A 25,138-nucleotide genomic window follows, 5' to 3' on the forward strand; every position below is an offset into this window, starting at 1 on the left:
GGGCCTCCTACAGCTCGATGCTCATGCCGTCGTAGGCGACTTCGACGCCCCGACGCTGGACTTCGGCCCGCTCCGGCGACGCTTCGTCGAGGATCGGGTTGGTGTTGTTGATGTGGATCAGCACCTTGCGCTGGCGCTCGAAACCGTCGAGCACCTCGAGCATGCCGCCCGGACCGTTCTGGGCCAGGTGACCCATCTCGCGGCCGGTGCGGGTGCCGACGCCACGGCGTTGCATCTCATCATCCTCCCACAGCGTGCCGTCGACCAGCAGGCAATCGGCGGCCTGCATCTTCTTCAGCAGCGCGTCATCGACCTGGCCCAGGCCCGGCGCGTAGAACAGCGTGCCGCCGGTGCGCAGGTCCTCGACCAGCAGGCCGAGGTTGTCACCAGGGTGCGGGTCGAAGCGGTGCGGCGAATAGGGCGGCGCGGCGCTGCGCAGCGGGAAGGGCGTGAAGCGCAGGTTCGGGCAAGCCGGGATGACGAAGCTGCCCTGCAGCTCGATGCGGTTCCACTGCAGCCCGCCATTCCAGTGGCTGAGCATGGTGAACAGCGGAAAGCCCGTGCTCAGGTCCTGGTGCACCATGTCGGTACACCAGACCTGGTGCGGGCAGCCTTCGCGCAGGCTGAGCAGGCCGGTGGTGTGGTCGATCTGGCTGTCGAGCAGCACGATGGCGTCGATGCCTGTGTCGCGCAGGGCCCGCCCAGGTTGCATCGGCGCGAAGCCCTGAAGCTGCGCACGGATGTCTGGCGAGGCATTGCAGAGGATCCAGTGCTCGCCGTCGTCGGACAGCGCGATCGACGACTGGGTGCGCGCGCTGGCGCGCAACGTGCCGTCGCGAAAGCCCTTGCAGTTGACGCAGTTGCAGTTCCACTGCGGGAAGCCGCCGCCTGCGGCGGAGCCTAGGATCTGGATGTACATGGGGACTCCGTGACCAAAAATGAAAACGCCCCGGCAAAGCCGAGGCGCCCTGACGCGTGAGGCTTCAACGGCTGGCGAAGTACATGGTCACTTCGAAGCCGATGCGCAGGTCGGTGTAAGCAGGTTTGGTCCACATGGGAGAACTCCTTCCGGATGGGAATCAGGGGATGCCAGGTATTGGGCGTCGTTTCAGGGGCGAGGTTCCCTTGGGCGGGCACCTACGTATTACAAGATGCTATGAAGGCATCGCCGTGCCATGCCGTGAGGCAGGTCGGCCCGGTTCGGGGGTGGAATGATAGCGTGCTAATGAACCGAGTGCGATCCCCAGGCCGATTCATCCGAGGGGGCCGGACCATTGGCCAGGCATTGCCAGCCTGAATCGGCACGGCGCAGGCCGGACAGTATGCGGTCCAGGTCTGCCTGGGTCGCCTCGGCGAGCCGTCGGCGAAGGTCGTCCAGGTGCGTTGCGCGACTGGCCAGATGCGCCTGCCAGTACCAGGCCGCTGCTTCCTGATCGTCCAGGGTCGACGGCGCGAGCTGATCGAGCAGTGCCTGCCGCAGTGCCGGGGTCAGCGGTACGTCGGCGTCCAGCACCTCCCGCACATGGGCCAGCAGGCAGTGCGGGTCGGTGCCGGGCGACTGCACGCCGAACAGCAAGCCGTGTCGGCCTTCGACCGTGCGGAATCCGCTGAAGACCGCATAGCCCAATTGCAGCTCCACGCGCAGACGCTGGTAGAACGGGCCTTGCAACGCCTGGGCGAGCAGGCGGCCTTCCGCTTCACATGTTGCAGGCACGGGGCAGAACAGCAGCAAGGCATGCTCGCGGCTGGCCGTCGCGACGGTGTGCCAACGTGCGCTGGCGTGAGCAGGAAGCGGGGCGATTCGTGCGGCCTGCCCTGGCAGCGGCTGCAGGATCGCGCCCAGTGTCGCCAAAGCGTGCGGGCCGAACCCCAGGGCCATGCCATGCCAGTGGGTCTCTTGCCAGCACCTGTCGAGCACAGCCTGCCCAGGCCGTTCGTCGCCGCGCGGTTCGGGTACTGCGTCGCGGGCCAGGCACGCGGGCAAGTGCTTGAGCAGGGCCCGGATCGGCATCAGGGGCGGTTCAAGGTCGGGTGTATCGCATGCGTCGTCGGCCAGGGGCGCCTGAAGCGCGGCGAGGACGTCTGGCAGCGCATGGAGCAGGGCCGCCGGTCGACCCGTGCAGCGCAGTTGCCAGTCAGTGCCCAGATCGTCTGCGTGCAGGGTGATCGCAGCCCGACGGGCGCGTGCCTGCAGGGCGTTGAGGCGACGGGCGAGGTGGGCGAACGCGCGGGCCTGGAGCGGCTGGGCGAATTGCCAGCGCAGGTAGACGACGGCCAGGCCGTACGGGGTGGACAGGGCGTCGCTGACGGCCATCTGTCGCGGTAACGGCTGGTGCGCCAGCGCCGGCAGGGCAGGGCCGAGCCAGGGATCGGGCGCGGGCAGATGCCAGGCGCCCTGTTCGGCGGTGGGTAATTGGTCGAGCAGCACGCCCAAGGCGTGTCGAGCCGGTGCATCCAAGGGTCCAAAGGCGCGTCCCGTGCTGTTGCGGCGCGCCAGGTCGAGCGCGCTCGCGCGCTCACCCTGGGCCTGTTGTACGCGCCCGAATGCGTCGTACAGGGGTGTCAGGTCATGGGTGGCGAGAAAGCCCAGCCAGCCCTGCAGCAGTCGTTGCACCTGCACGGCATGCGCCGGGTCTTCGAGGTGCAGCTGCAAGCGCCATGACGCTTGGCCAGCATGGCTGTACAAGACCTCGGTACTCACCTCACGTACCCAGCCACGTCGCTCGAGCAGGCCTCGCCAGGTGCCTTCCCGGTCATCGTTCAGCCAGCTCAGCAGGGCCTCCAGCGCCGCCTCGTTACCCTCGGGCAGGGCTTCGTGGGCGAACAGCAGGTCCAGGTGCGTGCCGTCCTGACGGGGAGCGAGAGGCGCACCGAGCAGCGGCGGCGGCGCCCGACGGGGCACCGGGGTGCCGGCGCGCAGCAGCCGGCCGAAGGTATCGCCCACGGCCAGCAGCGCCTCCAGCGGCTGTGGCCCGCACAGGCTCAAGGTGACGTGTGCACCTTGATAGAAGCGCTGGTGAAACCCGTGCAACGCCTGCTGGAACGCAGGGTCGTGGATCGGCAACGTGTAGCGGTTGCCGGCATGGAACCCGCTCAGCGGATGCCGTGGCGAGAACCGTTGCAGACGCGCGAAAGCCTGCTGCGCCTGCGCATCCCGCGACCAGGCGATGAATTCGGCGTGGATCACCTCGCGCTCGCGGCGCTGCCTGTCCAGGCTCAGGTCCGGCTCGGCGAGCATCTGGCACAAGCGCTCCAGGCTGCCCGCCAAGGCCGAGGGCGGCACCTCGAAGAAGAAGTCGGTGGTGCGCTCGCGGGTGCTGGCGTTGACCTGCCCCCCCTGCCGCTGCACGTGCCGCATCAACCCATCTTCGAGCGGAAACCGTGCGGTGCCGAGGAACAGCAAGTGCTCGAGAAAGTGTGCCAACCCTGGCCAGGCCGCTGGCGCGTCGTGGCTGCCGGCCTGGACGCGCACGGCCGCTGCGCTGCGTTTCAGGTGCGGCGCATGGCGCACGGTCAGGTGCAGGCCGTTGTCCAGCACCAGGTGGCGAGTGAGATCAGGCATGGTGGCTCCCGTGAAACGAGCCCCATGCTAGCGGATATCAGGTGGGAGGCGCAGGCCTGTGCAGGTCGTGGCGCACATCGCTCAGGTAGGGAAAGTCGGCGCGGCTCGCGGCCAGGCGCTCGCGATCCAGGTCCGCCAGCAACAGGCCTGCCTCCTGCCCGGCCATGGCCAGCAGGCTGCCATCCGGCGCGACGATGCTGCTCTGGCCGCAGTAGACCAGTGTCCCTTCGGCGCCACAGTAGTTGGCGTAGACCAGGTAGCACTGGTTTTCCTGGGCCCGTACGCGCACGGTGAACTGGCAGACGAAGTCGTAGGGCACCATGTTGGCGGTCGGCACCACGATCAGCTCGGCCCCGGCCAGCGCCAGGCGCCGGGTGTTCTCCGGGAACTCGACGTCATAGCAGATCAGCAGCCCGAGCCTCCAGCCTTCCAGCTCGACCACCGGGAAATGATCGGCGCCAGGGCTGAACAGGCTGCGGTCCAGCGCGCCGAACAAGTGCGTCTTGCGGTAGTTGCACAGGTGCAGGCCCTGGGCGTCGATCAGTTGCACGCTGTTGTAGCACGCGCCGTCCTCGCCCTGCTCGGGATAGCCATAGGCGATCGCCAGGCCCTGTTGCCGCGCGATCGCGGCCACGGCCTGGGCCGACTCGCCGTCGACGGGTTCGGCCAGCCGGGCCACGGCGTCGCGGCCGATGTCGTAACCGGTCAGGAACATCTCCGGGCACACCAGCAGGCGCGCGCCATGGGCGGCAGCCTGCTCGGCCTGCTGGCGCAGGCGCTCGAGGTTGCCGGCGACGTCATGGGGGCCAGGGTGGCCTTGGAACAGGGCGATGCGCATCGAAGGTCTCCGGGTCTCAGTCGGGCAGGGCGATCGGGCCGATCTCGTCGAACACGTCACCAGGGCCGGGGTTGTCCGGGTGGGTCTGGCCACCGAAGTGGGTCATGATACCCCACACGGCGTTGAGCGACGTCTGCACTGCGCCCTCGACCCAGGCCGGCGTCCACGACACATCGTCGCCTGCCAGGAAGATCCCCCGGTGTTCGGCGGGCATGTCCTGCTGCATGAAGTGGGCGTACATGCGCTGGTTGTAGCGATAGTGGCCGGGCAGGGCACCCTTGAAGGCACCGAGGAAGTACGGGTCGGCCTCCCAGGAGATGGTGATCGGGTCGCCGATGATGTGCCCGGCGATGTCGGTCTTGGGGTAGATCTTCTTCAGTGCATCGAGTGCGAGCTGCACGCGCCGCTCCACCGGGTGCGGCAGCATCTTCAGGGCATCGCTCATCCAGGCGTAGGACAGGCAGATCACCCCCGGCCGGTCGTCACCGTTGTCGAACAGGTACGTGCCCCGCGTCAGCCGGTCGGTGAGGGTCATGCTCAGCAGGTCGCGACCGGTCTCCGGGTCCTTGTCCTTCCAGAACGGCCGGTCGACCATGACGAAGGTCTTCGACGACTGCATGTAGCGGGTGCGGTCCAGCGCCATCCACAGCTTTTGCGAGAACAGCGCTTCTTCGCAATCGATCTGGGTGGTCAGCAGCCAGCTCTGGCAGGTCACCAGCACGGCGGCATACTCACGGGTGTCGCCCCAGCTGTCGGTCACCGCCAGGCGCTCGTCGGCGCCCCGGGCGATGCGTCGCACCCCGCTGCGCGGTGCGCCCCCGTGCAGCGACCGCAGGCTGGTGCCGGCCGGCCAGTGCACGCAACGCTCCGGTACGTGCCGCCAGATCCCCTGGGGCACCTGCTCCACACCCCCGACCACCAGGTGCTGGTGCTCGTCGCAATTGGTCATCACCACCCGGAAGATCTCCAGCATGGAGTTGGGGAAGTCCGAATCCCAGCCGCCGGTACCGAAGCCGACCTGGCCGAACACTTCGCGGTGCAGGAAGCTGAGCTTGGCGAAGGCCTGGGAGGTGGCGACGAAGTCGTAGAAGGTACGGTCGTCCCACAGCGGCACCAGCGTGTTCCACAGCTGCTTGAGCCGCGGCACGTCACGCTCGCGGATGGCTTGCTGGATGTCGCCGAAGTGCGCACGGTCTTCCAGGGCATCGGCCCAGGCTTCGGCCACTTCGTGAAACAGCCTGGGCAAATCTGCGGGTGACTCGGCGTAGAAGGTCTGCCCTTCCAGGTCGATCACCGTGCTGCTGGAGGCCGCGCTCAGTGGATTGGGAAACGGTTTGGTCTCCAGGCCCAGCTTGTCGACGTAGTGGTAGAACGCCGTGGACGACACCGGAAAGCGCATCCCGCCCAGCTCGGCGACGATGCCATCGGTGCCGTTGAACGCCTGCGAGCGCAGCCGCCCACCCAGTTTGGACGCCTCGTAGACCACCGGCTTGAGGCCCAGCTTCATCAGCTCGTAGGCCGCCACCAGGCCAGCGATGCCCGCGCCGACGATGGCGACTTCCTCGCCAAGCCGGTCTGCCGGCACACTGCCCAGCCCGGCGGGGTGCTCGAGCCAGTCGTCGAAGGCGAAGGGGAAGTCCGGGCCGAACAGGGTGATAGGAGGTTTGCCATCGGCGGGGTGACGGTTCTTCTTGTTCATGTCGTGGCCTTGGGCGGGGGACGGGAATGGGCTAAGTGTAGAGCGCACTGAATGACAGCTTAGAGGCCGCAGGGGCGGGAAGTAAGACGAAAGATGATGGCGGATTGTGTGGGTTTTTAGCGTTGTGACGAGTTGATGAATGAAAGTGACGAAGGGGTGGTGGGTGTGCAGCTGAAAAGCGGGTGGGCTGATTTGGCGTTGTGGGCCAGGAAGATCGAAGGCGCTGATCTTGCGGGCCCTGGCGGGCCCGATCGCGGCACGGGGGCCGCTCCTACAGGAGGGCGGTGTCAGTCTTCCCGATCAGCGCCGTTTGTTGTGTGGAGCGGCCCCGATCAGCGCCGCCGTCTATTGTGTAGGAGCGGCCCCTGTGCCGCGATCGGACCCGCCAGGGTCCGTAAGATCAGCACCCTCAATCGATCACCCCACCCCAACGAGCGCCGCAAAACGTCTCGCCACCCAAGGGCTTCAGACCGGCTCCCCCCGATCCACCTTGTGACTCAGGATGATCGACGTGGTCGTCCGCTCCACCCCCTCGACCATACCGATCTGGTCCAGCAACTCATCCAGCGCCTCGGGTGAATCGCTGCGCAGCCACGCGACATAGTCATACTCCCCACTGACCGCACACAGCTGCTGCACCTGCCCCATGGCGCTCAGGCGGCGCACCACCTCCTTGCCCGAGCGCGGCCTGACACTGATCCCGACGTAAGCCTGCAACCCTCCCTCGCTCATGCGCCGACCAAGCCGCACCCCATACCCCGTGATGACCTTGGCCCGCTCCAAGCGCGTGAGGCGCGCGTCCACGGTGGTCCGGGCGATGCCGAGCTGGCGGGCGAGGTTGGCGACGGTCTCACGGGCGTCGAGTTGCAGGAGATCGATCAGCTTGCGATCGATGTCGTCCAGGGGGATGGCGTGCAGGTCGGACATGGGAAGGCTCGATGAGGAAGACGATACCGTACGGCGTACCGGTTCAGATCGGCAAGAGGTCAGGCGTGCGATGTCTGAAGCGATTCGACCATGAGCCGATTAGAGCGGCTATTCGGCTCACGGGATAAGCCGAATACACTGACGGGCCTGGTCCTTCGCGTGAGAACACGTCATGAATGCGTCTCTGTGGGTGTGGCAGCAACCGGAATGGCCTGATTTTCAATGGTGTCCCGAACGGCTGCGCATGCTGCTGGGTGCCTGCGCACAGGCGCAAGAGCGTTTGTGTCAGAGGCTGGCTGACGTGGACGAGACCACGGCAGTGTCAGCCAGCCTCGATGCGCTGCTGCAAAACACCATCATGTCTTCCGCCATCGAAGGCGAACGTCTGAATGCAGACGCGGTACGCGCCTCCTTGGCCAGGCGTCTGGGCCTGAACGAAACCGGCCGTACCACGCCGCGCTCCGAAGGCCTGGCCGAGCTGCTGGTCGATGCGACACGTGAATGCCAATCGCCGTTGGACATGCAGCGTCTGCTCGACTGGCACCGTTGGCTGTTCCCGACCGAAGACAGCCTGTCCACCCGTCCACTGCGCGTCAGCACGCTGCGTGGCGAAGAACCCATGCAGGTGGTCTCGGGTCGTCTGGACCGGCCTACCGTCCATTTCGAGGCGCCACCCCGTGAAGGGCTGGAGCATCAGCTGGACGAGTTTCTGACCTGGTTCGAGCGCAGTCGTGGCGATGCACACCTCGATCCGGCCCTACGTGCAGGGATCGCGCACTTCTGGTTCGTGACCGTGCACCCCTTCGACGACGGTAACGGTCGCTTGACGCGTGCCATCACCGACAGAGCGCTTGCCCAGGGCGAAGGACGGACCATCCGCTTCTATGCCATGTCGGCGAGCATTCTCGAGGACCGCGCCGGGTATTACCGCGTACTCGAAGCCAGCCAGAAAGGCGGCCTCGACATCACTGCGTGGCTGCAGTGGTTCTTGAGCACATTGCTAAACAGCCTGGAACAGGCGCTGAGCCGTATCGACAGGGTGTTGGCGAAAGCCCGGTTCTGGCATGCGCACCGTGGGCAGGTGCTTTCAGCGGAGCAGATCAAGGTCCTCAACCGCTTGCTCGATGGCGGGGAACGGGGTTTCGAGGAAGGGCTCAACGCCGCGCAGTACCAGGCGGTGGCGAAGGTGTCGAAGGCGACGGCGACACGGCATCTGGGCGATCTGGTGCAGAAGGGGTGCCTGGTGAAGCTGCCGGGAGGGGGGCGTAGTACGCGGTACAGGGTGGCGCAGGTGTGAAAACAAGAGAGCGTGCATGCCCGGGGGGTTGCACCGAAAGCGCCTACGCGATGAGTGCGATATCGACATCAAGGCTGAACATCAATAACGGATAGGCCGAGCGATCACGCTCTCCCCAAAATTGCCTATCGTATTTGGCCTCTTTCCTACAGCGATCCACAATCTTCGGACCTATCCTACGTCCACTGTCTCCAAGGCCTGACTGCAAGGACAGGCGTTCATCGCTAAGGTCCTCCCGTCGCCGCGACCTCGGCGATCGGGCGTGAGAACCCGCCGATTCTGTTAGGAGGCATGCTGTCATGGCAGCTGTGCGCGGGCAGGCATCGCCTGGCCGGAGTCAGCCTCCTGTATCGCCGGTTCTCACCCCGCGTACGGCTGCCACCCGTTGCGTGAGAATAGCGGTGGGCAGCCATGTCCTGACGTAACTGGAGGCAATCGAATGACAGGACCTTCCAACCCGCCGACCACACTCAACCCCACGACCGAGCAGCTGTTCTGCACTTGTCGGTCCAGCCACCCACCCTTGTTCACCGTCCGTCCTGGTATCGACGCTGCCGATGCCTTGGTGCACGCCAGTCTGCTGGCCAGGGGAATTCAGGAAATCGCCGACACCTATGCCCAGCAACATGCTCCAGACATCGGTCGTGGCATGATCTGGTCGGTCCAGCATTTGTCCGACATGCTCAGGGCACTGTTGAAGGGTGTGCTGGACAGCATCGACGCCTGATCACAGTGAACAGCTACCCACGTAAAGACTGGGCTGGCTGCGGTCCATCTTGCTCCTGAAAGTGATCAAGGCTGTGGTTGGTTGCACGGTCTTGATGATCAAAGCATTCATGAACGTCAGGGCAGGCGCGACCAGGCCGTCGTGCCAGAGGCTGGACCCGTTGGAGGTAGCACGTGCTTTGGTTTTTCGAAGTCACGAATACCGTACATTTTCATTCAAATGTCACGTATGAAGAACATGGACTATGAACTGATCGCTACGCGTCTCGGTGCCCAGATTCGGGAACGTCGAGTCAACCGTGGGCTGACGCAAGCCAGGCTCGCCGCCTTGGCCAATGTCACGCGGCAGAAAATCATCGCCATCGAAAAAGGCGACCTTTCGGTGGGTATGGCAGCCTACGCGCGGTCGCTAGCAGTCCTGGGTTGTGAGTTCATCGTCACACCTGCCGTCCTGCCGACCCTCGATGAGATCCACGGCATTTTTGAATGATGGGCACTGCGCTTCAGGGGGTGACGCCACGCGGCGAAAGCGGGAAAGGTGTGCCAGAGCGGTCAGGTTGACGCTTTTCATGCTTGAGTGCGCACCATGACCCGGCAGGTCGTCTGCCGGTGCGCCCTTTTTCTTGTCCGATTGATAGACATCAGGCGATGTCACGTCGAGTCCGCCATCCCAGAAACACGAAAGCCGCGCAAGGCGCGGCTTCAAAGATGGTGGGCCCACACGGACTCGAACCGTGGACCAAAGGATTATGAGTCCTCTGCTCTAACCGACTGAGCTATAGGCCCCAGTGGTCGGCCGATTATAACGGCGGTTGAGGGTAGGTGCCATCCGAAAGATCGGAAAATGCTATGCGCAGAAACGTCTGGGCGAATTCATCCGCCAGCATGGGCAGGCCGACAATGTACCCCTGGATCTGCTCGCACCCTTCGTCCGCCAGGAATTGCTGCTGCGCCGGGTTCTCCACGCCTTCGGCGATGATGGTCAGCTGCATGCTCCTGCCCAGGGCGATGATGGCCCGGGCGATGGCGGCGTCGTGGGGGTCGTCCGGCAGGCCGCGGATGAACGACTGGTCGATCTTGAGGATGTCCAGCGGCAGGCGCTTGAGGTAGCTGAGCGAGGAATAACCGGTGCCGAAGTCGTCGATGGCCAGTTGCACGCCCAGGTCCTTGAGCTGGTGCAGGATCGCCAGGGCTTCCTCGGCCTGGCTCATGATGAAGTTCTCGGTGATCTCCAGCTGCAGGTCGCCTGCGTTGAGCTGGTAGCGCTCGAGCAGGTGCTCGATGCGGGCGGCCAGGTGAGTCTGGCGCAGTTGCGCGCCGGCCAGGTTGATCGAGAGCGGGCCGAAGGGCTGGTAGTGCTGTTTCCAGGCATGCATCTGCTGGCAGGCCCGCTCCAGTACCCAGTCCCCCAGTTGCAGGATGCTGCCGTTCTCTTCGGCCAGGCCGATGAAGTGCTCGGGCGATACTTCGCCGAAGGTGGGGTGGGTCCAGCGGATCAAGGCTTCGGCGCCGACCAGGGCCTGGGTCTTGAGGCTGAGCTTGGGCTGGAAGCGCAGGCTCAGTTCGTCGCGCTCGATGGCGCGGCGCAGTTCGTGCTCCAGGGCGATGCGTTCGCTGGCCTGCACGGTGAGGTCACGGGTGTAGGCCTCGACGCGGTTGCGGCCTTTGGCCTTGGAGCGGTACATGGCGGCGTCGGCGTTGCGGATCAGCGAAGCGACGTCGCTGCCATCCTGCGGGTACAGGCTGATGCCGATGCTGGCGCTGGTGAAGAACTCGTGCTCGCCGGCCTGGAACGGCGCATGGAAGCAGGTCAGCAGCTTGTCGGCGATGGCGCTGGCGTCACTTGGCTTGTGCAGGCCGGGCAGCAGGATGATGAACTCGTCACCCCCCAGGCGTGCCACGGTGTCGACATCGCGCACCTGCTCCTTCAAGCGATGGGCGATGCCTTTGAGCAGCAAGTCGCCGACCGGGTGGCCGAGGCTGTCGTTGATGTGCTTGAACCGGTCCAGGTCGAGGAACAGCACGGCGCCCTGGCGGTTGGAGGCCTGCTCGCTGGCCAGGGTGGCATGCAGGCGTTTCTCGAACAGGGCACGGTTGGGCAGGCCGGTCAGCGAGTCGTGGTGCGCCTGGTGGTCGAGCTTGGCCTGGGCATGCTTGATGCTGGAGATGTCGGCGAACACCGCCACGAAGTGGGTCAGCTCACGCTCGGTGGTGCGCACGGCACTGATGGTCAGCCAGCCGGGGTAGATCTCGCCGTTCTTGCGCTTGTTGTAGATCTCGCCCTGCCAATGGCCTTCGGCGTTCAACTGATGCCACATGGCCGCATAGAAGGCGCTGTCGTGGTGGCCGGAGGCGAACAGCCTGGGGGTCTGGCCGAGGGCTTCCAGTTCCCCGTATCCGGTGATCTCGCTGAAGGCGCGGTTGACCGCCGTGATGCGCTGCTCGGTGTCGGTGATGAGCACGCCTTCGGCGGTGTTCTCGAACACGGTGGCGGCCAGGTGCAGCTTCTCCTGCATCAGGTGCCGCTCGGTGATGTCACGGGCGATGGTCAGGATGCAGTCCACACCGCCGATGGGCAGGGGGCGTGCGGACAGCTCGCACAGGCGGATCTCGCCGTCCTTGCGCCGCAGCAGCGCGGTGAAGTCACGCACGAAGCCGTCGCGGCCGAGCAGCTCGATCATGCGCAGACGGTCCTGGGGGGTCACCCACAGGTTGATGTCCACCGACGTCTCTTCACGGGCCGGGTCGATGGTGTGGCCGGTCAGGCGGTAGAAGCCGTCGTTGACTTCCATCAGCAGGCCATCGCTCTGTCGGGTCAGCAGCAGCCCGTCGAGCGAGGCATGGAAGGCCTTGGCGAACTTCTCCTCGGAGGTCTGCAACTGCTGCTGCGTCTGTTTCAGTTGGGTGATGTCACGCACCGTCACCACCGAGGCCAGCATGTTGTCGAGCTGGAAGTTCTCGGCCGAGGTCAGGCCGGTGAACAGCTCGCCGTTGCTGCGGCGGAAGGTCATTTCCAGGTTGCGGATACCGCCGGCCTGCAAGCGGGCGAGCAGGGCAGGGGCGGTGTCGTCGGTGCCCCACAGGTTCAGCTCGGTCGGGGTACGGCCGATGACCTGCCCGGCGCTGAGGCCGATCTGTTCCTCGAACGCCTTGTTGACTTCCAGCAGCGCGCCGTCGCTGTGTCGGGCGATGACCAGGATGTCCGGGCACTGGGCGAAGACCGACGAGAACTTCTGCTCCGACAGGCGCAGCGCGGTCTCGGTCCGCTTGGCTTCGCTGATGTCGATCAGCAGCCCCTGCATCAGGGGGCGATCGCTGCGCTCGATCAAGTTGATCACCGTGTGCACCCACAGGCATTGGCCGTCGGCCCGCACGAGGCGACAGTCGAAGCTGAAGTCGCGACCGGCGGCGATTTCCCGGTAGCAGAACGCGTGGACCCAGGGGGCGTCGCCGGGGTGCATGATGGCGTGCCAGAAGCCTGGCCTGAGCCATTCGTTGAGCGGATAGCCCAGCAAGCCCTCGGCGTGCGGCGAGACGTAGCCGAAGGTGAAGTGCTCGGCATCGGCCTCCCAGGCGATGGCAGACAGGCCTTCCACCAGGCCGCGGTAATGGTGTTCGCTGCGGCGCAGCTCCTTCTCGAGGGCGATGCGCCGCGCGTTCTCCGAACTGAGCTTGCGGTTGGTGCGGATGACCGTCAGCAGCATGATCAGCAGCAGCACGATGCCCGGCAGCCCGTAGACCAGCGAGTCGTGCCAGAACGTGCGCTGATCCACCACATCGCCCACCCAGCGCTGTTGCAGGGCGGCCACTTCCGCCGGGTCGAGGTCGGCGATCGCCTTGTCGAGGATGCCGGCCAGCAGGTCGTTGCCATGCGGGACGGCCATCGCCAGCTGATAGCGCAACGGGGTTTCGCCACTGACGTGCAACCCGTTGAGCTTCAACTGTCGCAAGCTCCAGATGCTCGAGGCCAGGTCGCTGACCACGGCATCGACCTCGCCGGTTGCCAGGGCTTGCAGGGCGGAGCCGACGTTGTTCACCGGTACCAGGGTCATGGCCAGGCCGCTGTCGTGCAGCAGCTCGTACGGTGCCCGGCTGGCCAGTACGCCCACGCGCAGCCCTTGCAGGTCGTCGATCTTGCGCGGCTGCGGGCCGTCGTCGCGCGCCAGGATCACGATGGGGAAGTCCAGGTACGGGCGCGTGAAGGTCAGGATGCGCTGGCGTTGCACCGTGGGCATGATGCTCGGCAAGGCATCCACCTGCCGGGTGCGCGCCTGTTCGATGACCTGTGGCCAGTCGCCGGCTTGCACGGGTTCGAAGCGGATACCCAAGCGTTTTTCGATCAGTTGCACGTAGTCGGCGGCCAATCCCTGGTAACGACCGTCCTGGCTTCGGTACTCGAATGGCGGCCAGGCGTTGTCCACGCCCAGGCGCAAGCGCGGGTGCGCCTTGAGCCAGGCTTGTTCTTCATCAGTCAGGGCAAGGGCGCCGGCGGTCGCGCTCCACACCAGCAGGAGCGGCAACACAAGGGCCGGCAAAAAGGGCATTCTCGGCCTCTCGATCAATAGGACTGTGTCGAGTGTAGACGTGCATCGTTCTGCCAGGGTGACAGAAATGCCAGTATCGACGTTTCAATGTCGGCGACGGCCGTGACCCGCAACGACCGCCCATAAAAAAGCCCACGCCTGGGCGTGGGCTTTTCAGACACCTCGAACGGCGACGATTACTCGTCGAGGAACGAACGCAGGTGCTCGCTACGCGTCGGGTGACGCAGCTTGCGCAGTGCCTTGGCTTCGATCTGACGGATCCGCTCGCGGGTCACGTCGAACTGCTTGCCGACCTCTTCCAGCGTATGGTCGGTGTTCATGTCGATGCCGAAGCGCATGCGCAGGACCTTGGCTTCACGCGCGGTCAGGCCCGACAGCACGTCGCGGGTCGCTTCCTTGAGGCTCTCGACCGTGGCCACGTCGATCGGGGACTGCATGGTGGAGTCCTCGATGAAGTCGCCCAGGTGGGAGTCTTCGTCGTCGCCGATCGGCGTCTCCATGGAGATGGGCTCCTTGGCGATCTTCAAGACCTTGCGGATCTTGTCCTCGGGCATCTCCATGCGCTCACCCAGCTCTTCCGGCGTCGGTTCGCGGCCCATTTCCTGCAGCATCTGCCGGGAAATGCGGTTGAGCTTGTTGATCGTCTCGATCATGTGCACCGGGATACGGATGGTGCGTGCCTGGTCGGCGATCGAGCGGGTGATGGCCTGGCGAATCCACCACGTCGCGTAGGTCGAGAACTTGTAGCCACGACGGTATTCGAACTTGTCCACCGCCTTCATCAGGCCGATGTTGCCTTCCTGGATCAGGTCGAGGAATTGCAGGCCGCGGTTGGTGTACTTCTTGGCGATGGAGATCACCAGACGCAGGTTGGCCTCGACCATTTCCTTCTTAGCGCGCCGTGCCTTGGCTTCACCGATCGACATGCGACGGTTGATGTCCTTGATCTCGGCGACGGTCAGGCCGGTTTCGGCCTCGAGGTCGATCAGCTTCTGCTGGCAGGCGACGATGGCGGCGTCTTTCTCGCCCAGCGCGGCCGCCCACTTGGTGCTGCGACGGGAGAGGTCGCCGCTCCAGGTCTGGTCGACTTCGTTGCCCGGGAACAGGCGCAGGAAGTCGGCACGCGGCATGCGCGCATCACGGACGCACAGCTGCATGATCGCGCGCTCCTGGGCGCGCAGACGGTCCAGGGCGCCACGGACGCGCTCGACCAGTGCTTCGAACTGCTTGGGCACCAGCTTGATCGGCATGAACAGGTCGGTCAGCGCCAACAGGGCCTCGACCGATTCCTTGCTCTCGCGCGGGTGCTTCTTCAGGACCTTCTTGGTCAGCTCGAGCTGCTCGGCGACCGCGCCGAAACGCTGGGCAGCGACGACCGGGTCGGGACCGCTCTCGGTCTCTTCCTCGTCATCGGTGCTGTTGTCGCTTTCTTCTTCCTCGTCGTCATCGTCCTTGGCCGCAGCGGCCTTGGCGGCGATCTGAGGCGCCTCTTCGTTCGGCGTGGCGATGTTGTCATCGGGGTCGATGTAACCGCTGAGCACGTCGGACAGGCGGCCACCTTCGGTGGTGACACGCTCGTATTCGCTGAGGATGTGGTCGACGGTGCCCGGGAAGTGAGCGATGGCGCTCATCACTTCGCGGATGCCTTCCTCGATGCGCTTGGCGATTTCGATCTCGCCTTCACGCGTCAGGAGTTCGACGGTACCCATTTCACGCATGTACATGCGCACCGGGTCGGTGGTGCGGCCGATATCGGTTTCAACGGCTGCCAACGCGGCGGCGGCTTCTTCAGCGGCAGCTTCGTCGGTGTCGGCCTCGGCCAACAGAAGGGCATCCGCATCCGGAGCACTCTCGAATACGTTGATCCCCATGTCGTTGATCATGCGGATGATGTCTTCCACCTGCTCCGGATCTGAAATATCCTCAGGCAGGTGGTCGTTGACCTCCGCGTAAGTCAGGTAGCCCTGCTCACGACCGCGGGTGATCAACTCTTTGATACGAGACTGCTGTTGCGCTTTTCCGGACATAACACCCTATCCACTGAAGGTCTTGGCGGGCAAAAAACAAGCCGAGGATTATACCCGAGCATGGACCTCACGCGCCAGATGAGGTCGGGTTTTGTGCAGAGATGTTTCGGCTGAGCAGTTCGCGCAGCTGGTTCTTTTCCTCTGCGCTCAGGTCACTTTGACGCGCTTTCCTGAGCAGATGTTCCAAGGATCGTTCGCGCTGACGGGCGGACAATCGAGTAATGGTGTCGAAAAACTGTTGTTCAAGGTTATCGGCATCGATCAGCCATTCTTTCTCGGCCAATGCCCGCAACAACCGACCTTGTTCGGTCCCGTGCCAGCGCGCGATCAACTGCAGCGAGCGCAGGTCGGGGTTTTTCTGCAGGGCTTCGAGCAGGGCCACCAAGAGTTGCGCGTAGAGGTGGTCCTCGGCGGCGAAATGGCTGGCGTCCTCGACTTTCCTGGCCAGCTGCGGGTGGTGCAGCAGGCTGCGCAGGGCGGCCAGGGTCGGCGGCTCCACGGGGGCGGGCACCCGGGGCGGCGCGTCCTGGCGCTGGCCATCGCGCTGCCAGGGCTTCTTGCCCTTCTTGTCCCAGGGCTTGCCGTCCCAGGGCTTCTTGCCGCCGGACGAAGGTGTCGCCCAGGCCGGTTGCCCGCCCCCCTGATCGAACGCATAAGGGTCGAACACGTCGGCATCGGGCAGATAGCCGGGCGGGGCGCCATAGTCCATCCCCGGTTCATGGGCAGGTGGGCCGTCCACGGGTGCGCGCCGGGCCATCTCCTCGATCTGCTGCAGGTCCAGGCCGGTGATTTCCTTGAGCCGGTTGCGCATCAAGGCCCGCAGGTTGGCCCCGGGCACCTTGTCGATCAGCGGTGCGGCCAATGTCACCATGTGCGCCTTGCCTTCGAGCGAACGCGGGTCGGCTTCCAGGCTCAGCTGTTCGAAGAAGTAGTCGGCCAGGGGCTGCGCATGCTGCTGGATGCGGGCGCGGAAGGCGTCGGTGCCCTCGGCGCGCACCAGGGTGTCAGGGTCCTCGCCTTCGGGCAGGAACAGAAAGCGTGCGCGTCGCCCATCCTGCAGGCTCGACAGGGTCGACTCCAGGGCCCGCCAGGCGGCCTTGCGCCCCGCCTGATCGCCGTCGAAGCAGAACAGCACATGGGGCACCACCCGGAACAGGCGCTTGAGGTGTTCCTCGCTGGTGGCCGTGCCCAGGGTCGCCACGGCATTGCGCAGGCCTTGCTGCGCCAGGGCGATGACGTCCATGTAACCCTCGACCACGATAATCTCGTCGAGGTTGCGGTTGAACTTGCGGGCTTCGTACAGCCCGTACAGCTCCTGGCCCTTGTGGAAGACCGGCGTCTCCGGCGAGTTCAGGTACTTGGGCTTGTCGTCGCCGAGCACGCGGCCGCCGAAGGCGATGACCCGGCCACGGGTGTCGCGGATCGGGAACATGACCCGGTCACGAAAGCGATCATAGCGCTTGCCGCTGTCGGCGTTCTCGATCAGCAGGCCGGCATCGATCATGGCCTTCTGCTGCAGGCTGTCGCTGCCCAGGTGCTTGCCCAGGTTGTCCCAGCCGGGTGGGGCGAAGCCCAGGCCGAAATCCCGGGCGATCTCGCCGGACAGGCCGCGGCCCTTGAGGTAATCGACGGCAGACTTGCGTGTCGGATGGCTGCGCAGCGCCTGGCGGTAGAACTCGGCAGCGGCTTCGAGCAGCGGATAGAGCGGCGAATCCACCGGTTGCCGAGGCTTCTGCCCACGACGGCTGTCTTCGCGCGGGACTTCCATGCCGGCTGCGCGGGCCAGCTCCTCGACGGCCTGGGGAAAGTCCAGGTTGTCGTGGTCCATGATGAAGCCGAGCGCGTTGCCCCCGGCGCCGCAGCCGAAGCAGTAGTAGAACTGCTTGTCGGGGCTGACGGTGAAGGACGGCGTCTTTTCCTTGTGGAACGGGCAGCAGGCCGAATGGTTCTTGCCGGCCTTTTTCAGCTGGATGCGCGAACTCACCACGTCGACGATGTCGGTGCGGTTGAGAAGGTCGTCGATGAAGCTCTGGGGAATCAGCCCGGCCATGGCAGTCTCGTCGTCTGGCAACTGCAAGTCTAAGCGCGAAAACGCGGTTCGAGGCGAGTGATGCTAAATACGTGAGGGGAGAGATGTGCTCGCCGGCAGCCACGAAGGCCCGTCAGTGAGGACGTGCACGACTGGTCATGGACCAGCTCTGACGTAAGGTACCGCTTGCCCGCTGGCTTCTGCCGGGGCACCCAAGGCGCATGGCCCAAGGCTTGGATCGGCCGCTGCCATCGGCCCGGTGCATGACCGGGCAGGGCAGAAGCTGTGCGATGAGCGTCTGTATCAGTACAGACGAACGGCGCGGCGCTGTTCGCGCTGGACTTTCTTGGCGTGACGCTTGACGGCTGCAGCAGCCTTGCGCTTGCGCTCGGAAGTCGGCTTCTCGTAAAACTCGCGGCTACGAACTTCAGCCAGTACACCGGCTTTTTCGCAGGAGCGCTTGAAACGACGCAGAGCTACGTCGAAGGGTTCGTTCTCTTTAACTTTGACGGCTGGCATCCAGGGCTACCTTAATTCATTACCGGGGTGGACGTTACTCCTGAACAAAAGGTGCGCTGGAGAACGTCGGTTTTCAAGGGTTGCGGATGTTAACCCCTGGCGCGCCGGAATGCAAAGCCTCTGATCGAAAACCGCTGGTCGGCACCCGACACGCGGACTATCATGCGCGCCTTCGAATTGAGCCGCCGACAGGCACGAGACCCATGCTAGTACTGGGATTGGAAACATCATGCGACGAAACCGGCGTCGCCTTGTACGACAGCGAACACGGCCTGCTGGCCGATGCGCTGTTCAGCCAGATCGACCTGCACCGCGTCTATGGCGGCGTGGTGCCCGAGCTGGCCTCGCGTGACCACGTCAAGCGCATGCTGCCGCTGATCCGCGAGGTCCTGCAGGAGGCTGGGCGCGTGGCGACCGACATCGACGCCATCGCCTACACCGCCGGCCCCGGGCTGGTCGGTGCCTTGCTGGTCGGCGCCTCGTGCGCCCAGGCGCTGGCGTTCGCCTGGGGTATTCCGGCGATCGGCGTGCACCACATGGAGGGCCACCTGCTGGCGCCCATGCTCGAGGCGCAGCCGCCGGAATTCCCGTTCGTCGCCTTGTTGGTGTCCGGTGGGCATACCCAGCTGGTGCGCGTCGATGGTATCGGCCAGTACGCCCTGTTGGGCGAGAGCCTGGACGATGCGGCGGGCGAGGCCTTCGACAAGACCGCCAAGCTGATGGGGCTCAACTACCCAGGCGGACCGGAGATCGCACGCCTGGCCGAGCAGGGCACCCCGGGGCGCTTCGTGTTCCCCCGCCCGATGACCGACCGGCCTGGCCTGGCGTTCAGCTTCAGCGGGCTGAAGACTTTCGCCCTCAACACCTGGCAGCACTGCCAGCAGAGCGGCGACGACGGCGAGCAGACGCGCTGCGACGTGGCCCTGGCGTTCCAGCAGGCGGTGGTCGAGACCCTGACCATCAAATGCAAGCGCGCGCTCAAGCAGACCGGCCTCAAGCGCCTGGTCATCGCCGGCGGCGTGAGCGCCAACAAGGCCCTGCGCGCCTCGCTGGAGCAGATGCTGGGCGACCTCAAGGGCGCCGTCTATTACGCCCGGCCGCAGTTCTGCACCGACAACGGCGCGATGATCGCCTATGCCGGTTGCCAGCGCCTGCTGGCCGGGCAGCGCCAGGACCTGGCGATCAGCGTGCAGGCACGTTGGCCGATGGAGCAGTTGCCGGCGCTTTGAGGGCAACGGGAGCGGATCGCGTCAGAAATGTCGTTCACGGCCCGAGAACAGGTCGCGCAGGTTGCGACGGTGGCGCCAGACGATCAGTACAGTGAGCACGGTTGCCGGCAACAGGGCTTCCGGCTCGCGCCAGGCCAGCAACGGCAGTGTCAACGGGGTGGCGATCAGGGCAGCCAGCGAGCTGGTGCGGGTCAGGTAGAGGGTCAGCGACCAGACGCCCATCGCCAGCAGCGCGGCGGGCGGGTAGATGCCCAGCAGCAGGCCGGCCGCCGTGGCCACGCCCTTGCCGCCCTTGAACCGAAAGTACAGCGGATACAGGTGGCCGAGCACCGCGCACAGGCCGATCCAGGCTTGCGCCTGCAGGTCCAGGCCGGCCTGGCGTGCGATCAGCACCGGTGCAAGGCCCTTGCACAGGTCGCCCAGCAGCGTCAGGATCGCCAACTTGCGTCCAGCCAGGCGTAGCATGTTGGTGGCGCCTGCGTTGCCGGAGCCATTGACGCGCGGGTCGGGTCGGCCATTGAGCTGGCTCAGCACAATGGCGAAGGACAGCGAGCCGAGCAGGTAGGCGAGCAGCGCCAATGACCAAAACATGCTAACTATTCCGGGCGAGGACGCCTTGATTCTAACGGCGCCCGTCGCCCTTGTCGTGCTGTGGAGAGAAGTGCTTGGACAGAGTGTTCATCGAAGGCCTGGAAGTCGACACCGTGATCGGCGCCTATGACTGGGAGCGCGACATTCGTCAGTGCCTGCGCCTGGACCTGAGCTTCGCCTGGGACAACCGCCCGGCCGCGGCCGGCGATGACCTGAGCCTGGCGCTGGATTACGCCAGCGTCTCGACGCGTATCCAGGCATTCGCCGAGCAGGCCCGCTTCGAACTGGTGGAAACCTTCGCCGAGCGGCTGGCCGCGGTCCTGATGGCCGATTTCGGCATTCCCTGGTTGCGCCTGCGCCTGACCAAGCCCGGCGCCGTGCCGGCCGCGCGCGGTGGGGTGGGCGTGGAGATCGAACGCGGATGCCTGTGAGTACCGTCTACCTGGGGCTGGGCAGCAACGTCGAGCGCGAGACGCACCTGTGCGCGGGCCTCGACGCGCTGGCCGGTATCCTCGACGACATGCGCTGTTCGCCCGTGTTCGAGAGCCAGGCCGTAGGGATCAAGAGCGGGCCGTTCTACAACCTGGTGGTGACCGGCCAGACCCGCTTGCCGCTGATGGAGCTGGACCGCCGGCTCAAGTTCATCGAGGCCGACAACGGTCGCTATGCACCGGACCGCAAGGGCCTGCCGCTGGACATCGATGTGCTGATGTTCGACGACCTGAACGGCACCTTCGACGGCCTGGTCCTGCCCCGTGCCGAAATCCTGAAGAACGCCTTCGTCTTGTGGCCATTGTCGCTGATCGCCCCGGATGTGGTGCACCCGGTCGCGGGCAAGCCTTTGGCCGAACTGTGGGCGCAGGCACGGATCGATCAGGTGCTCAAGCCCGTGCCGTTCCAATGGCGCGGCCAGTCGCTGACGCCCGCCCTGCACGTCGACTGACCGCGCCGTGGGTAGCCTTCAGGCTTCGCCGTGGGCACGCCTGAAGGCTTCCAGCGCCGCCAGTCGCTCGGCCTTCACCGCTTCGCCCAGCGCTGGGCCTGTCAGGCCTCGTTCGACCAGAGGCCTGGCCTGCACGGCGCGCGCTGCAGCAGCGGCGCCACGCAGGTAATCACCCGGCGCGTAGTCCTTTGATCCTGAATCGGCAGCGGCCCGTGCCTGGGTCTGGCAGGCGGCGATGAATGCCTCGAAGCGTTGAGGTCGACGGTAGACGTCGAAGCGCTGCAGCATCTCCAGCAGCGCTGCGGCTGACAGCGTCAAGGCGCGATGACCTTCTCCCTGGAATTGAGCCACCAGCGCTGCCAGTTCCTGGCATTCCCGGGGCACCTTGAACCGTCGGCTGACGGCGTCGATGGCACTCAGGTCGGTCTGATCAGGGGCATCCGGGTCCGTGCGCCCGATGTCATGCAGCAGGCACGCCCAACGTACCGGCAAGGGCTGCTCGTCACGCGCCGCCTGTGCCAGCACGGCCAGGGTCCGCTGCCCGCGTGAAGCTACCGGCTCGAACAGCGCATCCACTTCGGGCATCAGGTGCACCAGTGCTCCGCAATCGCGTAGCACCTGGATGAACACCTGGGGCTGGGCTTCCATCAGTGCCCGTTCGATTTCCTTCCAGCTGCGCTCGGCGGTCAGGGCGTGCAGCTCCCCGGAGTCACCGATCTGGCGCATCAGGGCCAGGGTCTCGTCGGCGATGCGAAAGCCCAGGGGCGCGTAGCGCGCCGCGAAACGGGCCACGCGCAGCACACGCAGCGGGTCTTCGGCGAAGGCAGGCGATACGTGGCGCAACCAGCGTTGCTCGAGGTCCTGCCGACCGTGGTAGGGATCGTGCAGGTTACCCTGCTGGTCTTCGGCCATGGCGTTGATGGTCAGGTCCCGGCGTATCAGGTCCTGTTCGAGCGTGACATCGGGGCTGGCGTGGAAGGTGAAGCCGCCGTAGCCACGACCGCTCTTGCGCTCGGTCCTGGCCAAGGCGTATTCCTCGCCCGTCTCGGGATGCAGGAAGACGGGAAAGTCCGCGCCCACGGGCCGGTAGCCGAGCGCCTGCATCTGCTCGACGCTGGCGCCTACCACCAGCCAGTCGATATCGCTCACGGGCAAGCCGAGCAGGCGGTCGCGCACGGCGCCGCCTACTTTGTAGATGTGCATGTGTCACCTCCAGTGCAGTCCACAGGATACCCTGTCGGCTGCACCGCAGGCGCATTCAGATGTGCGCGATACCGCTGGGCGGCCGCAGCTCGCTGCCGTCGCGCTCGTGCTGGGAGGGCATGTGGTGGGTCTTGACGACCTTGTCGCCCTGCACCGACTCCAGGCGAATGGCGAAGCCCCACAGGCGGTGCAGGTGCTTGAGCACCTCGTCGGTCGACTCGCCGAGCGGCTTGCGGTTGTGCTGCTGGTGACGCAGGGTCAGCGAGCGGTCCCCCCGTCGGTCGATGCTCCAGATCTGCACGTTGGGCTCACGGTTGCCCAGGTTGTACTGGGCCGCCAGGCTCTCGCGGATGGTGCGATAGCCGTCGTCGTCGTGAATGGCCGGGACCGTCAGGTCATCGCGCTGATCGTCATCGAGAATGCTGAACAGCTTCAGGTCACGGATCACCTTCGGCGACAGGTATTGCAGGATGAAGCTCTCGTCCTTGAAGCTGCTCATGGCGAACTTGACGGTCGCCAGCCAGTCGCTGCCGGCGATGTCGGGGAACCAGCGTCGGTCTTCCTCGGTGGGGTGCTCGCACATCCGGCGAATGTCGGTGTACATGGCGAAGCCCAGGGCGTATGGGTTGATGCCGCTGTAGTAAGGGCTGTCGAAGCCTGGCTGGAACACCACGCTGGTGTGGGACTGCAGGAACTCCATCATGAAGCCGTCGGTCACCAGCCCTTCGTCGTACAGGTCGTTCATCAAGGTATAGTGCCAGAACGTGGCCCAGCCTTCGTTCATCACCTGGGTCTGGCGTTGCGGGTAGAAGTACTGGGCGATCTTGCGCACGATGCGCACCACTTCGCGCTGCCAGGGCTCGAGCAGCGGGGCGTGCTTCTCGATGAAGTAGAGGATGTTCTCCTGCGGTTCGGCCGGAAAGCGCGCCTCGTCGCGTTCGTTGGTCTTTTCAGCGCTCTTGGGGATGGTGCGCCAGAGGTCGTTGATCTGGCGTTGCAGGTGCTCTTCACGGTCTTTCTGGCGCCGACGTTCTTCCTCGGCGGAAATCGGGTAGGGGCGCTTGTAGCGGTCGACGCCGTAGTTCATCAGGGCGTGGCAGGAGTCGATCAGGTCCTCGACTGCATCGATGCCATGACGCTCTTCGCACTGCGCGATGTACTGCTTGGCGAACACCAGGTAATCGATGATCGAACTGGCGTCGGTCCAGGTGCGGAACAGGTAGTTGCCCTTGAAGAAGCTGTTGTGGCCATAGCAGGCATGGGCGATCACCAGGGCCTGCATGCACATGGTGTTCTCTTCCATGAGGTAGGCGATACAGGGGTCGGAGTTGATCACGATCTCGTAGGCCAGGCCCATCTGCCCACGGGTGTAGGATTTCTCGGTACTGAGGAACTGTTTGCCGTAGGACCAGTGGTGATAACCCAGCGGCATGCCGACGGACGCGTAGGCGTCCATCATCTGCTCGGCCGTGATCACCTCGATCTGGTTGGGGTAGGTGTCCAGCGCATAACGTTCGGCCAGACGGCTGATTTCACGGTCGTAGGTGCGGATCAGGTCGAAGGTCCATTCGGACCCCGTCGAGATTGGCTGGCGTCGCTGTTCTCTGGCGCTCATGTGGCTAACCTGCGCTGAAAGAGTTCACGGAAGACCGGGTAGATGTCGCCGGCCGAGACCAGTTGCTGCTGAGCGAAACTGTCGGCGAAGGCGTCGGCGATGCGCTCGTATTCGTACCACAGGGCTTGGTGTTCGCGGGGCGTGATCTCGACGTACGTGTAGTACTGCACGTGCGGCATGATCTGCTTGGCCAGAATGTCGCGGCAGACCGGCGAGTCGTCGTTCCAGTTGTCGCCATCGGAAGCCTGCGCGGCGTAGATGTTCCAGTCGCTGGCCGAGTAGCGTGCGCTCATGATCTCCTGCATCAGTTTCAGGGCACTGGACACGATGGTGCCGCCGGTCTCCCGCGAGTAGAAGAATTCTTCCTCGTCCACTTCCCGGGCGCTGGTGTGGTGACGGATGAACACCACTTCGATGCGCTCGTAGTTCCGCTTGAGGAACAGGTACAGCAGGATGAAGAAGCGCTTGGCGATGTCCTTGGTGGCCTGGGTCATCGACCCCGAGACGTCCATGAGGCAGAACATCACCGCCTTGGAGCTGGGGTTGGGTTGCTTGACCAGCAGGTTGTACTTGAGGTCGAAGGTGTCCAGGAAGGGCAGGCGGTTGATCCGTACGCTCAAGCGCGCGATCTCGGCTTCGATCGCCTGGATGTCGGTGAAGTTGTCGGGTTCCTCGACTTTCAAGCGGGCCAGCTCGGCCTGGGCCTCGCGCAACGCAGCGCGGCTGCTGCCGGTGAGGGCGATACGCCGGGCATGGGCGGAGCGCAAGGTACGGACGATGTTGATGCGCGACGGGTTGCCTTCGCTGCTGATGCCCGCGCGCACGGTCTTGAAGGTGTCGATCCCGGTCAGGTGGCGCTTGACCAGGTTGGGCAGTTCGAGGTCCTCGAACATGAATTCGAGAAACTCTTCCTGGGTGATCTGGAACACGAAGTCATCCATGCCCTCGCCACCGTTGCCGGCCTTGCCCTGGCCGCTGCCGCCTGCGCCACCGCCCTGCGGGCGTGGAATGCGCTCGCCCGTCACGAACTCCTTGTTGCCCGGGTGCACGACCGTCTGCCGTCCCCCACGGCCATGGTGCAGCACCGGTTCGTCGATGTCCCGGCCTGGGATGCTGATCTGTTCGCCATGCTCCATGTCGGTGATGGAGCGACGACTGACCGCCTCTTCGACGGCCTTCTTGATGTGGTCACGGTAGCGCCGCAAGAATCGCTGGCGATTGACCGTGCTCTTGTTCTTGCCGTTCAGGCGTCGGTCGATTACGTAACTCATGGATCCTCCGGATGCAGCGACACACGGGCTGGGAGCTGCAAGCGGTACACCGCAAGCGGCAGGGAAACGCAGGTGTCGCTGTCGCAGACGCCAGCCCAGGCCTGCCCAGCGGGGGCGA

Annotated in this window: 20 protein-coding genes and 1 tRNA gene; 6 read left to right on the top strand and 15 right to left on the bottom strand. The window is 65.0% G+C overall.

Going from position 1 to position 25,138, the window contains the following annotated elements; all coding sequences use genetic code 11:
• Positions 1–7: 7 nt before the first annotated feature.
• The 6 genes from pqqB to G7Z99_RS06910 all read right to left on the bottom strand — a co-directional run bounded on the left by pqqB (position 8) and on the right by G7Z99_RS06910 (position 7,026).
• Entirely contained in the window at positions 8–919 is a 912-nt protein-coding gene (gene pqqB / locus G7Z99_RS06885; protein WP_181092818.1) for a pyrroloquinoline quinone biosynthesis protein PqqB, read from the bottom strand.
• Positions 920–983: 64 nt separating this feature from the next.
• Positions 984–1,055, bottom strand: coding sequence for a pyrroloquinoline quinone precursor peptide PqqA (gene pqqA, locus G7Z99_RS06890; protein WP_008365141.1), 72 nt, complete (start codon positions 1,053–1,055; stop codon positions 984–986).
• Between the two features lie 167 nt (positions 1,056–1,222).
• Entirely contained in the window at positions 1,223–3,562 is a 2,340-nt protein-coding gene (gene pqqF / locus G7Z99_RS06895; protein WP_181092819.1) for a pyrroloquinoline quinone biosynthesis protein PqqF, read from the bottom strand.
• Positions 3,563–3,599: 37 nt separating this feature from the next.
• Positions 3,600–4,400 carry a carbon-nitrogen hydrolase family protein gene (locus G7Z99_RS06900; RefSeq protein ID WP_181092820.1) on the bottom strand — a complete coding sequence of 267 codons (801 nt, stop codon included), beginning with the start codon at positions 4,398–4,400 and terminating at the stop codon, positions 3,600–3,602.
• 16 nt (positions 4,401–4,416) lie between these two features.
• Positions 4,417–6,099, bottom strand: coding sequence for a flavin monoamine oxidase family protein (locus G7Z99_RS06905; RefSeq protein WP_181092821.1), 1,683 nt, complete (start codon positions 6,097–6,099; stop codon positions 4,417–4,419).
• A gap of 465 nt (positions 6,100–6,564) precedes the next feature.
• A complete protein-coding gene (locus G7Z99_RS06910) occupies positions 6,565–7,026 on the bottom strand; it encodes an Lrp/AsnC family transcriptional regulator (protein WP_181092822.1) in 462 nt (153 codons plus the stop codon).
• A 172-nt stretch (positions 7,027–7,198) separates the two neighbouring features.
• Between G7Z99_RS06910 and G7Z99_RS06915 the strand changes: the two genes are divergently transcribed.
• From G7Z99_RS06915 to G7Z99_RS06925, 3 genes are all read left to right on the top strand, one after another.
• Complete coding sequence (locus G7Z99_RS06915) at positions 7,199–8,323, top strand: Fic family protein (RefSeq protein WP_181092823.1); 1,125 nt, start codon at positions 7,199–7,201, stop codon at positions 8,321–8,323.
• Between the two features lie 439 nt (positions 8,324–8,762).
• Complete coding sequence (locus tag G7Z99_RS06920) at positions 8,763–9,050, top strand: DUF3077 domain-containing protein (RefSeq protein ID WP_181092824.1); 288 nt, start codon at positions 8,763–8,765, stop codon at positions 9,048–9,050.
• Between the two features lie 237 nt (positions 9,051–9,287).
• On the top strand, positions 9,288–9,539 hold the full coding sequence (locus G7Z99_RS06925) for a helix-turn-helix domain-containing protein (protein ID WP_181092825.1): 252 nt from the start codon (positions 9,288–9,290) through the stop codon (positions 9,537–9,539).
• A 219-nt stretch (positions 9,540–9,758) separates the two neighbouring features.
• Here the strand turns inward: G7Z99_RS06925 and G7Z99_RS06930 are convergent.
• The 5 genes from G7Z99_RS06930 to rpsU form a co-directional block, all read right to left on the bottom strand.
• Positions 9,759–9,835: transfer RNA gene (locus tag G7Z99_RS06930), tRNA-Ile, on the bottom strand.
• 14 nt (positions 9,836–9,849) lie between these two features.
• Positions 9,850–13,593 (bottom strand): bifunctional diguanylate cyclase/phosphodiesterase, encoded by a 3,744-nt coding sequence (locus G7Z99_RS06935; RefSeq protein ID WP_181092826.1) that lies wholly within the window; start codon positions 13,591–13,593, stop codon positions 9,850–9,852.
• A gap of 176 nt (positions 13,594–13,769) precedes the next feature.
• Positions 13,770–15,620, bottom strand: coding sequence for an RNA polymerase sigma factor RpoD (rpoD, locus tag G7Z99_RS06940; RefSeq protein WP_181092827.1), 1,851 nt, complete (start codon positions 15,618–15,620; stop codon positions 13,770–13,772).
• A gap of 67 nt (positions 15,621–15,687) precedes the next feature.
• A complete protein-coding gene (dnaG, locus tag G7Z99_RS06945) occupies positions 15,688–17,670 on the bottom strand; it encodes a DNA primase (RefSeq protein WP_181092828.1) in 1,983 nt (660 codons plus the stop codon).
• 282 nt (positions 17,671–17,952) lie between these two features.
• Positions 17,953–18,168: a 30S ribosomal protein S21 gene (gene rpsU / locus G7Z99_RS06950; protein ID WP_002551877.1), complete on the bottom strand. Its 216-nt coding sequence runs from the start codon at positions 18,166–18,168 to the stop codon at positions 17,953–17,955.
• Positions 18,169–18,371: 203 nt separating this feature from the next.
• Between rpsU and tsaD the strand changes: the two genes are divergently transcribed.
• Positions 18,372–19,397: a tRNA (adenosine(37)-N6)-threonylcarbamoyltransferase complex transferase subunit TsaD gene (tsaD, locus tag G7Z99_RS06955; RefSeq protein WP_181092829.1), complete on the top strand. Its 1,026-nt coding sequence runs from the start codon at positions 18,372–18,374 to the stop codon at positions 19,395–19,397.
• A 21-nt stretch (positions 19,398–19,418) separates the two neighbouring features.
• Here tsaD and plsY read toward each other — a convergent pair whose 3' ends face one another.
• Positions 19,419–19,988, bottom strand: coding sequence for a glycerol-3-phosphate 1-O-acyltransferase PlsY (gene plsY / locus G7Z99_RS06960; RefSeq protein WP_181092830.1), 570 nt, complete (start codon positions 19,986–19,988; stop codon positions 19,419–19,421).
• A 74-nt stretch (positions 19,989–20,062) separates the two neighbouring features.
• Between plsY and folB the strand changes: the two genes are divergently transcribed.
• Together folB and folK are read left to right on the top strand one after the other, a co-directional pair.
• Positions 20,063–20,419, top strand: a complete 357-nt coding sequence (gene folB / locus G7Z99_RS06965; protein WP_181092831.1) for a dihydroneopterin aldolase — start codon at positions 20,063–20,065, stop codon at positions 20,417–20,419.
• Positions 20,410–20,931, top strand: coding sequence for a 2-amino-4-hydroxy-6-hydroxymethyldihydropteridine diphosphokinase (gene folK, locus G7Z99_RS06970; RefSeq protein ID WP_181092832.1), 522 nt, complete (start codon positions 20,410–20,412; stop codon positions 20,929–20,931). Before folB ends, folK begins: the two co-directional genes overlap by 10 nt.
• A gap of 18 nt (positions 20,932–20,949) precedes the next feature.
• On the opposite strand, the gene G7Z99_RS06975 is transcribed toward folK, so the two are convergent.
• From G7Z99_RS06975 to G7Z99_RS06985, 3 genes are read right to left on the bottom strand one after another with little or no spacing between them, the layout of a single operon-like run.
• Positions 20,950–22,134 (bottom strand): multifunctional CCA addition/repair protein, encoded by a 1,185-nt coding sequence (locus G7Z99_RS06975; RefSeq protein WP_181092833.1) that lies wholly within the window; start codon positions 22,132–22,134, stop codon positions 20,950–20,952.
• 55 nt (positions 22,135–22,189) lie between these two features.
• Complete coding sequence (locus tag G7Z99_RS06980) at positions 22,190–23,749, bottom strand: SpoVR family protein (protein WP_181092834.1); 1,560 nt, start codon at positions 23,747–23,749, stop codon at positions 22,190–22,192.
• Entirely contained in the window at positions 23,746–25,020 is a 1,275-nt protein-coding gene (locus tag G7Z99_RS06985; protein WP_181092835.1) for a YeaH/YhbH family protein, read from the bottom strand. The genes G7Z99_RS06980 and G7Z99_RS06985 overlap by 4 nt, the downstream gene beginning before the upstream one ends.
• Positions 25,021–25,138 lie beyond the last annotated feature (118 nt).

It is taken from the genome of Pseudomonas entomophila (genome assembly GCF_013523165.1).
In the GTDB taxonomy this organism is placed as follows: Bacteria; Pseudomonadota; Gammaproteobacteria; order Pseudomonadales; family Pseudomonadaceae; genus Aquipseudomonas; species Aquipseudomonas entomophila_A.

What these genes read in the sequence shown, in the direction of transcription:
- G7Z99_RS06900 (WP_181092820.1), bottom strand. Translation starts at nt 4,400, where the DNA reads ATGCGCATCGCCCTGTTCCAAGGCCACCCTGGCCCCCATGACGTCGCC.
- G7Z99_RS06915 (WP_181092823.1), top strand. Translation starts at nt 7,199, where the DNA reads ATGAATGCGTCTCTGTGGGTGTGGCAGCAACCGGAATGGCCTGATTTT.
- pqqB (WP_181092818.1), bottom strand. Translation starts at nt 919, where the DNA reads ATGTACATCCAGATCCTAGGCTCCGCCGCAGGCGGCGGCTTCCCGCAG.
- G7Z99_RS06980 (WP_181092834.1), bottom strand. Translation starts at nt 23,749, where the DNA reads ATGAGCGCCAGAGAACAGCGACGCCAGCCAATCTCGACGGGGTCCGAA.
- G7Z99_RS06910 (WP_181092822.1), bottom strand. Translation starts at nt 7,026, where the DNA reads ATGTCCGACCTGCACGCCATCCCCCTGGACGACATCGATCGCAAGCTG.
- plsY (WP_181092830.1), bottom strand. Translation starts at nt 19,988, where the DNA reads ATGTTTTGGTCATTGGCGCTGCTCGCCTACCTGCTCGGCTCGCTGTCC.
- G7Z99_RS06985 (WP_181092835.1), bottom strand. Translation starts at nt 25,020, where the DNA reads ATGAGTTACGTAATCGACCGACGCCTGAACGGCAAGAACAAGAGCACG.
- tsaD (WP_181092829.1), top strand. Translation starts at nt 18,372, where the DNA reads ATGCTAGTACTGGGATTGGAAACATCATGCGACGAAACCGGCGTCGCC.
- pqqF (WP_181092819.1), bottom strand. Translation starts at nt 3,562, where the DNA reads ATGCCTGATCTCACTCGCCACCTGGTGCTGGACAACGGCCTGCACCTG.
- dnaG (WP_181092828.1), bottom strand. Translation starts at nt 17,670, where the DNA reads ATGGCCGGGCTGATTCCCCAGAGCTTCATCGACGACCTTCTCAACCGC.
- G7Z99_RS06920 (WP_181092824.1), top strand. Translation starts at nt 8,763, where the DNA reads ATGACAGGACCTTCCAACCCGCCGACCACACTCAACCCCACGACCGAG.
- G7Z99_RS06905 (WP_181092821.1), bottom strand. Translation starts at nt 6,099, where the DNA reads ATGAACAAGAAGAACCGTCACCCCGCCGATGGCAAACCTCCTATCACC.
- G7Z99_RS06925 (WP_181092825.1), top strand. Translation starts at nt 9,288, where the DNA reads ATGGACTATGAACTGATCGCTACGCGTCTCGGTGCCCAGATTCGGGAA.
- folK (WP_181092832.1), top strand. Translation starts at nt 20,410, where the DNA reads ATGCCTGTGAGTACCGTCTACCTGGGGCTGGGCAGCAACGTCGAGCGC.
- rpoD (WP_181092827.1), bottom strand. Translation starts at nt 15,620, where the DNA reads ATGTCCGGAAAAGCGCAACAGCAGTCTCGTATCAAAGAGTTGATCACC.
- G7Z99_RS06935 (WP_181092826.1), bottom strand. Translation starts at nt 13,593, where the DNA reads ATGCCCTTTTTGCCGGCCCTTGTGTTGCCGCTCCTGCTGGTGTGGAGC.
- rpsU (WP_002551877.1), bottom strand. Translation starts at nt 18,168, where the DNA reads ATGCCAGCCGTCAAAGTTAAAGAGAACGAACCCTTCGACGTAGCTCTG.
- G7Z99_RS06975 (WP_181092833.1), bottom strand. Translation starts at nt 22,134, where the DNA reads ATGCACATCTACAAAGTAGGCGGCGCCGTGCGCGACCGCCTGCTCGGC.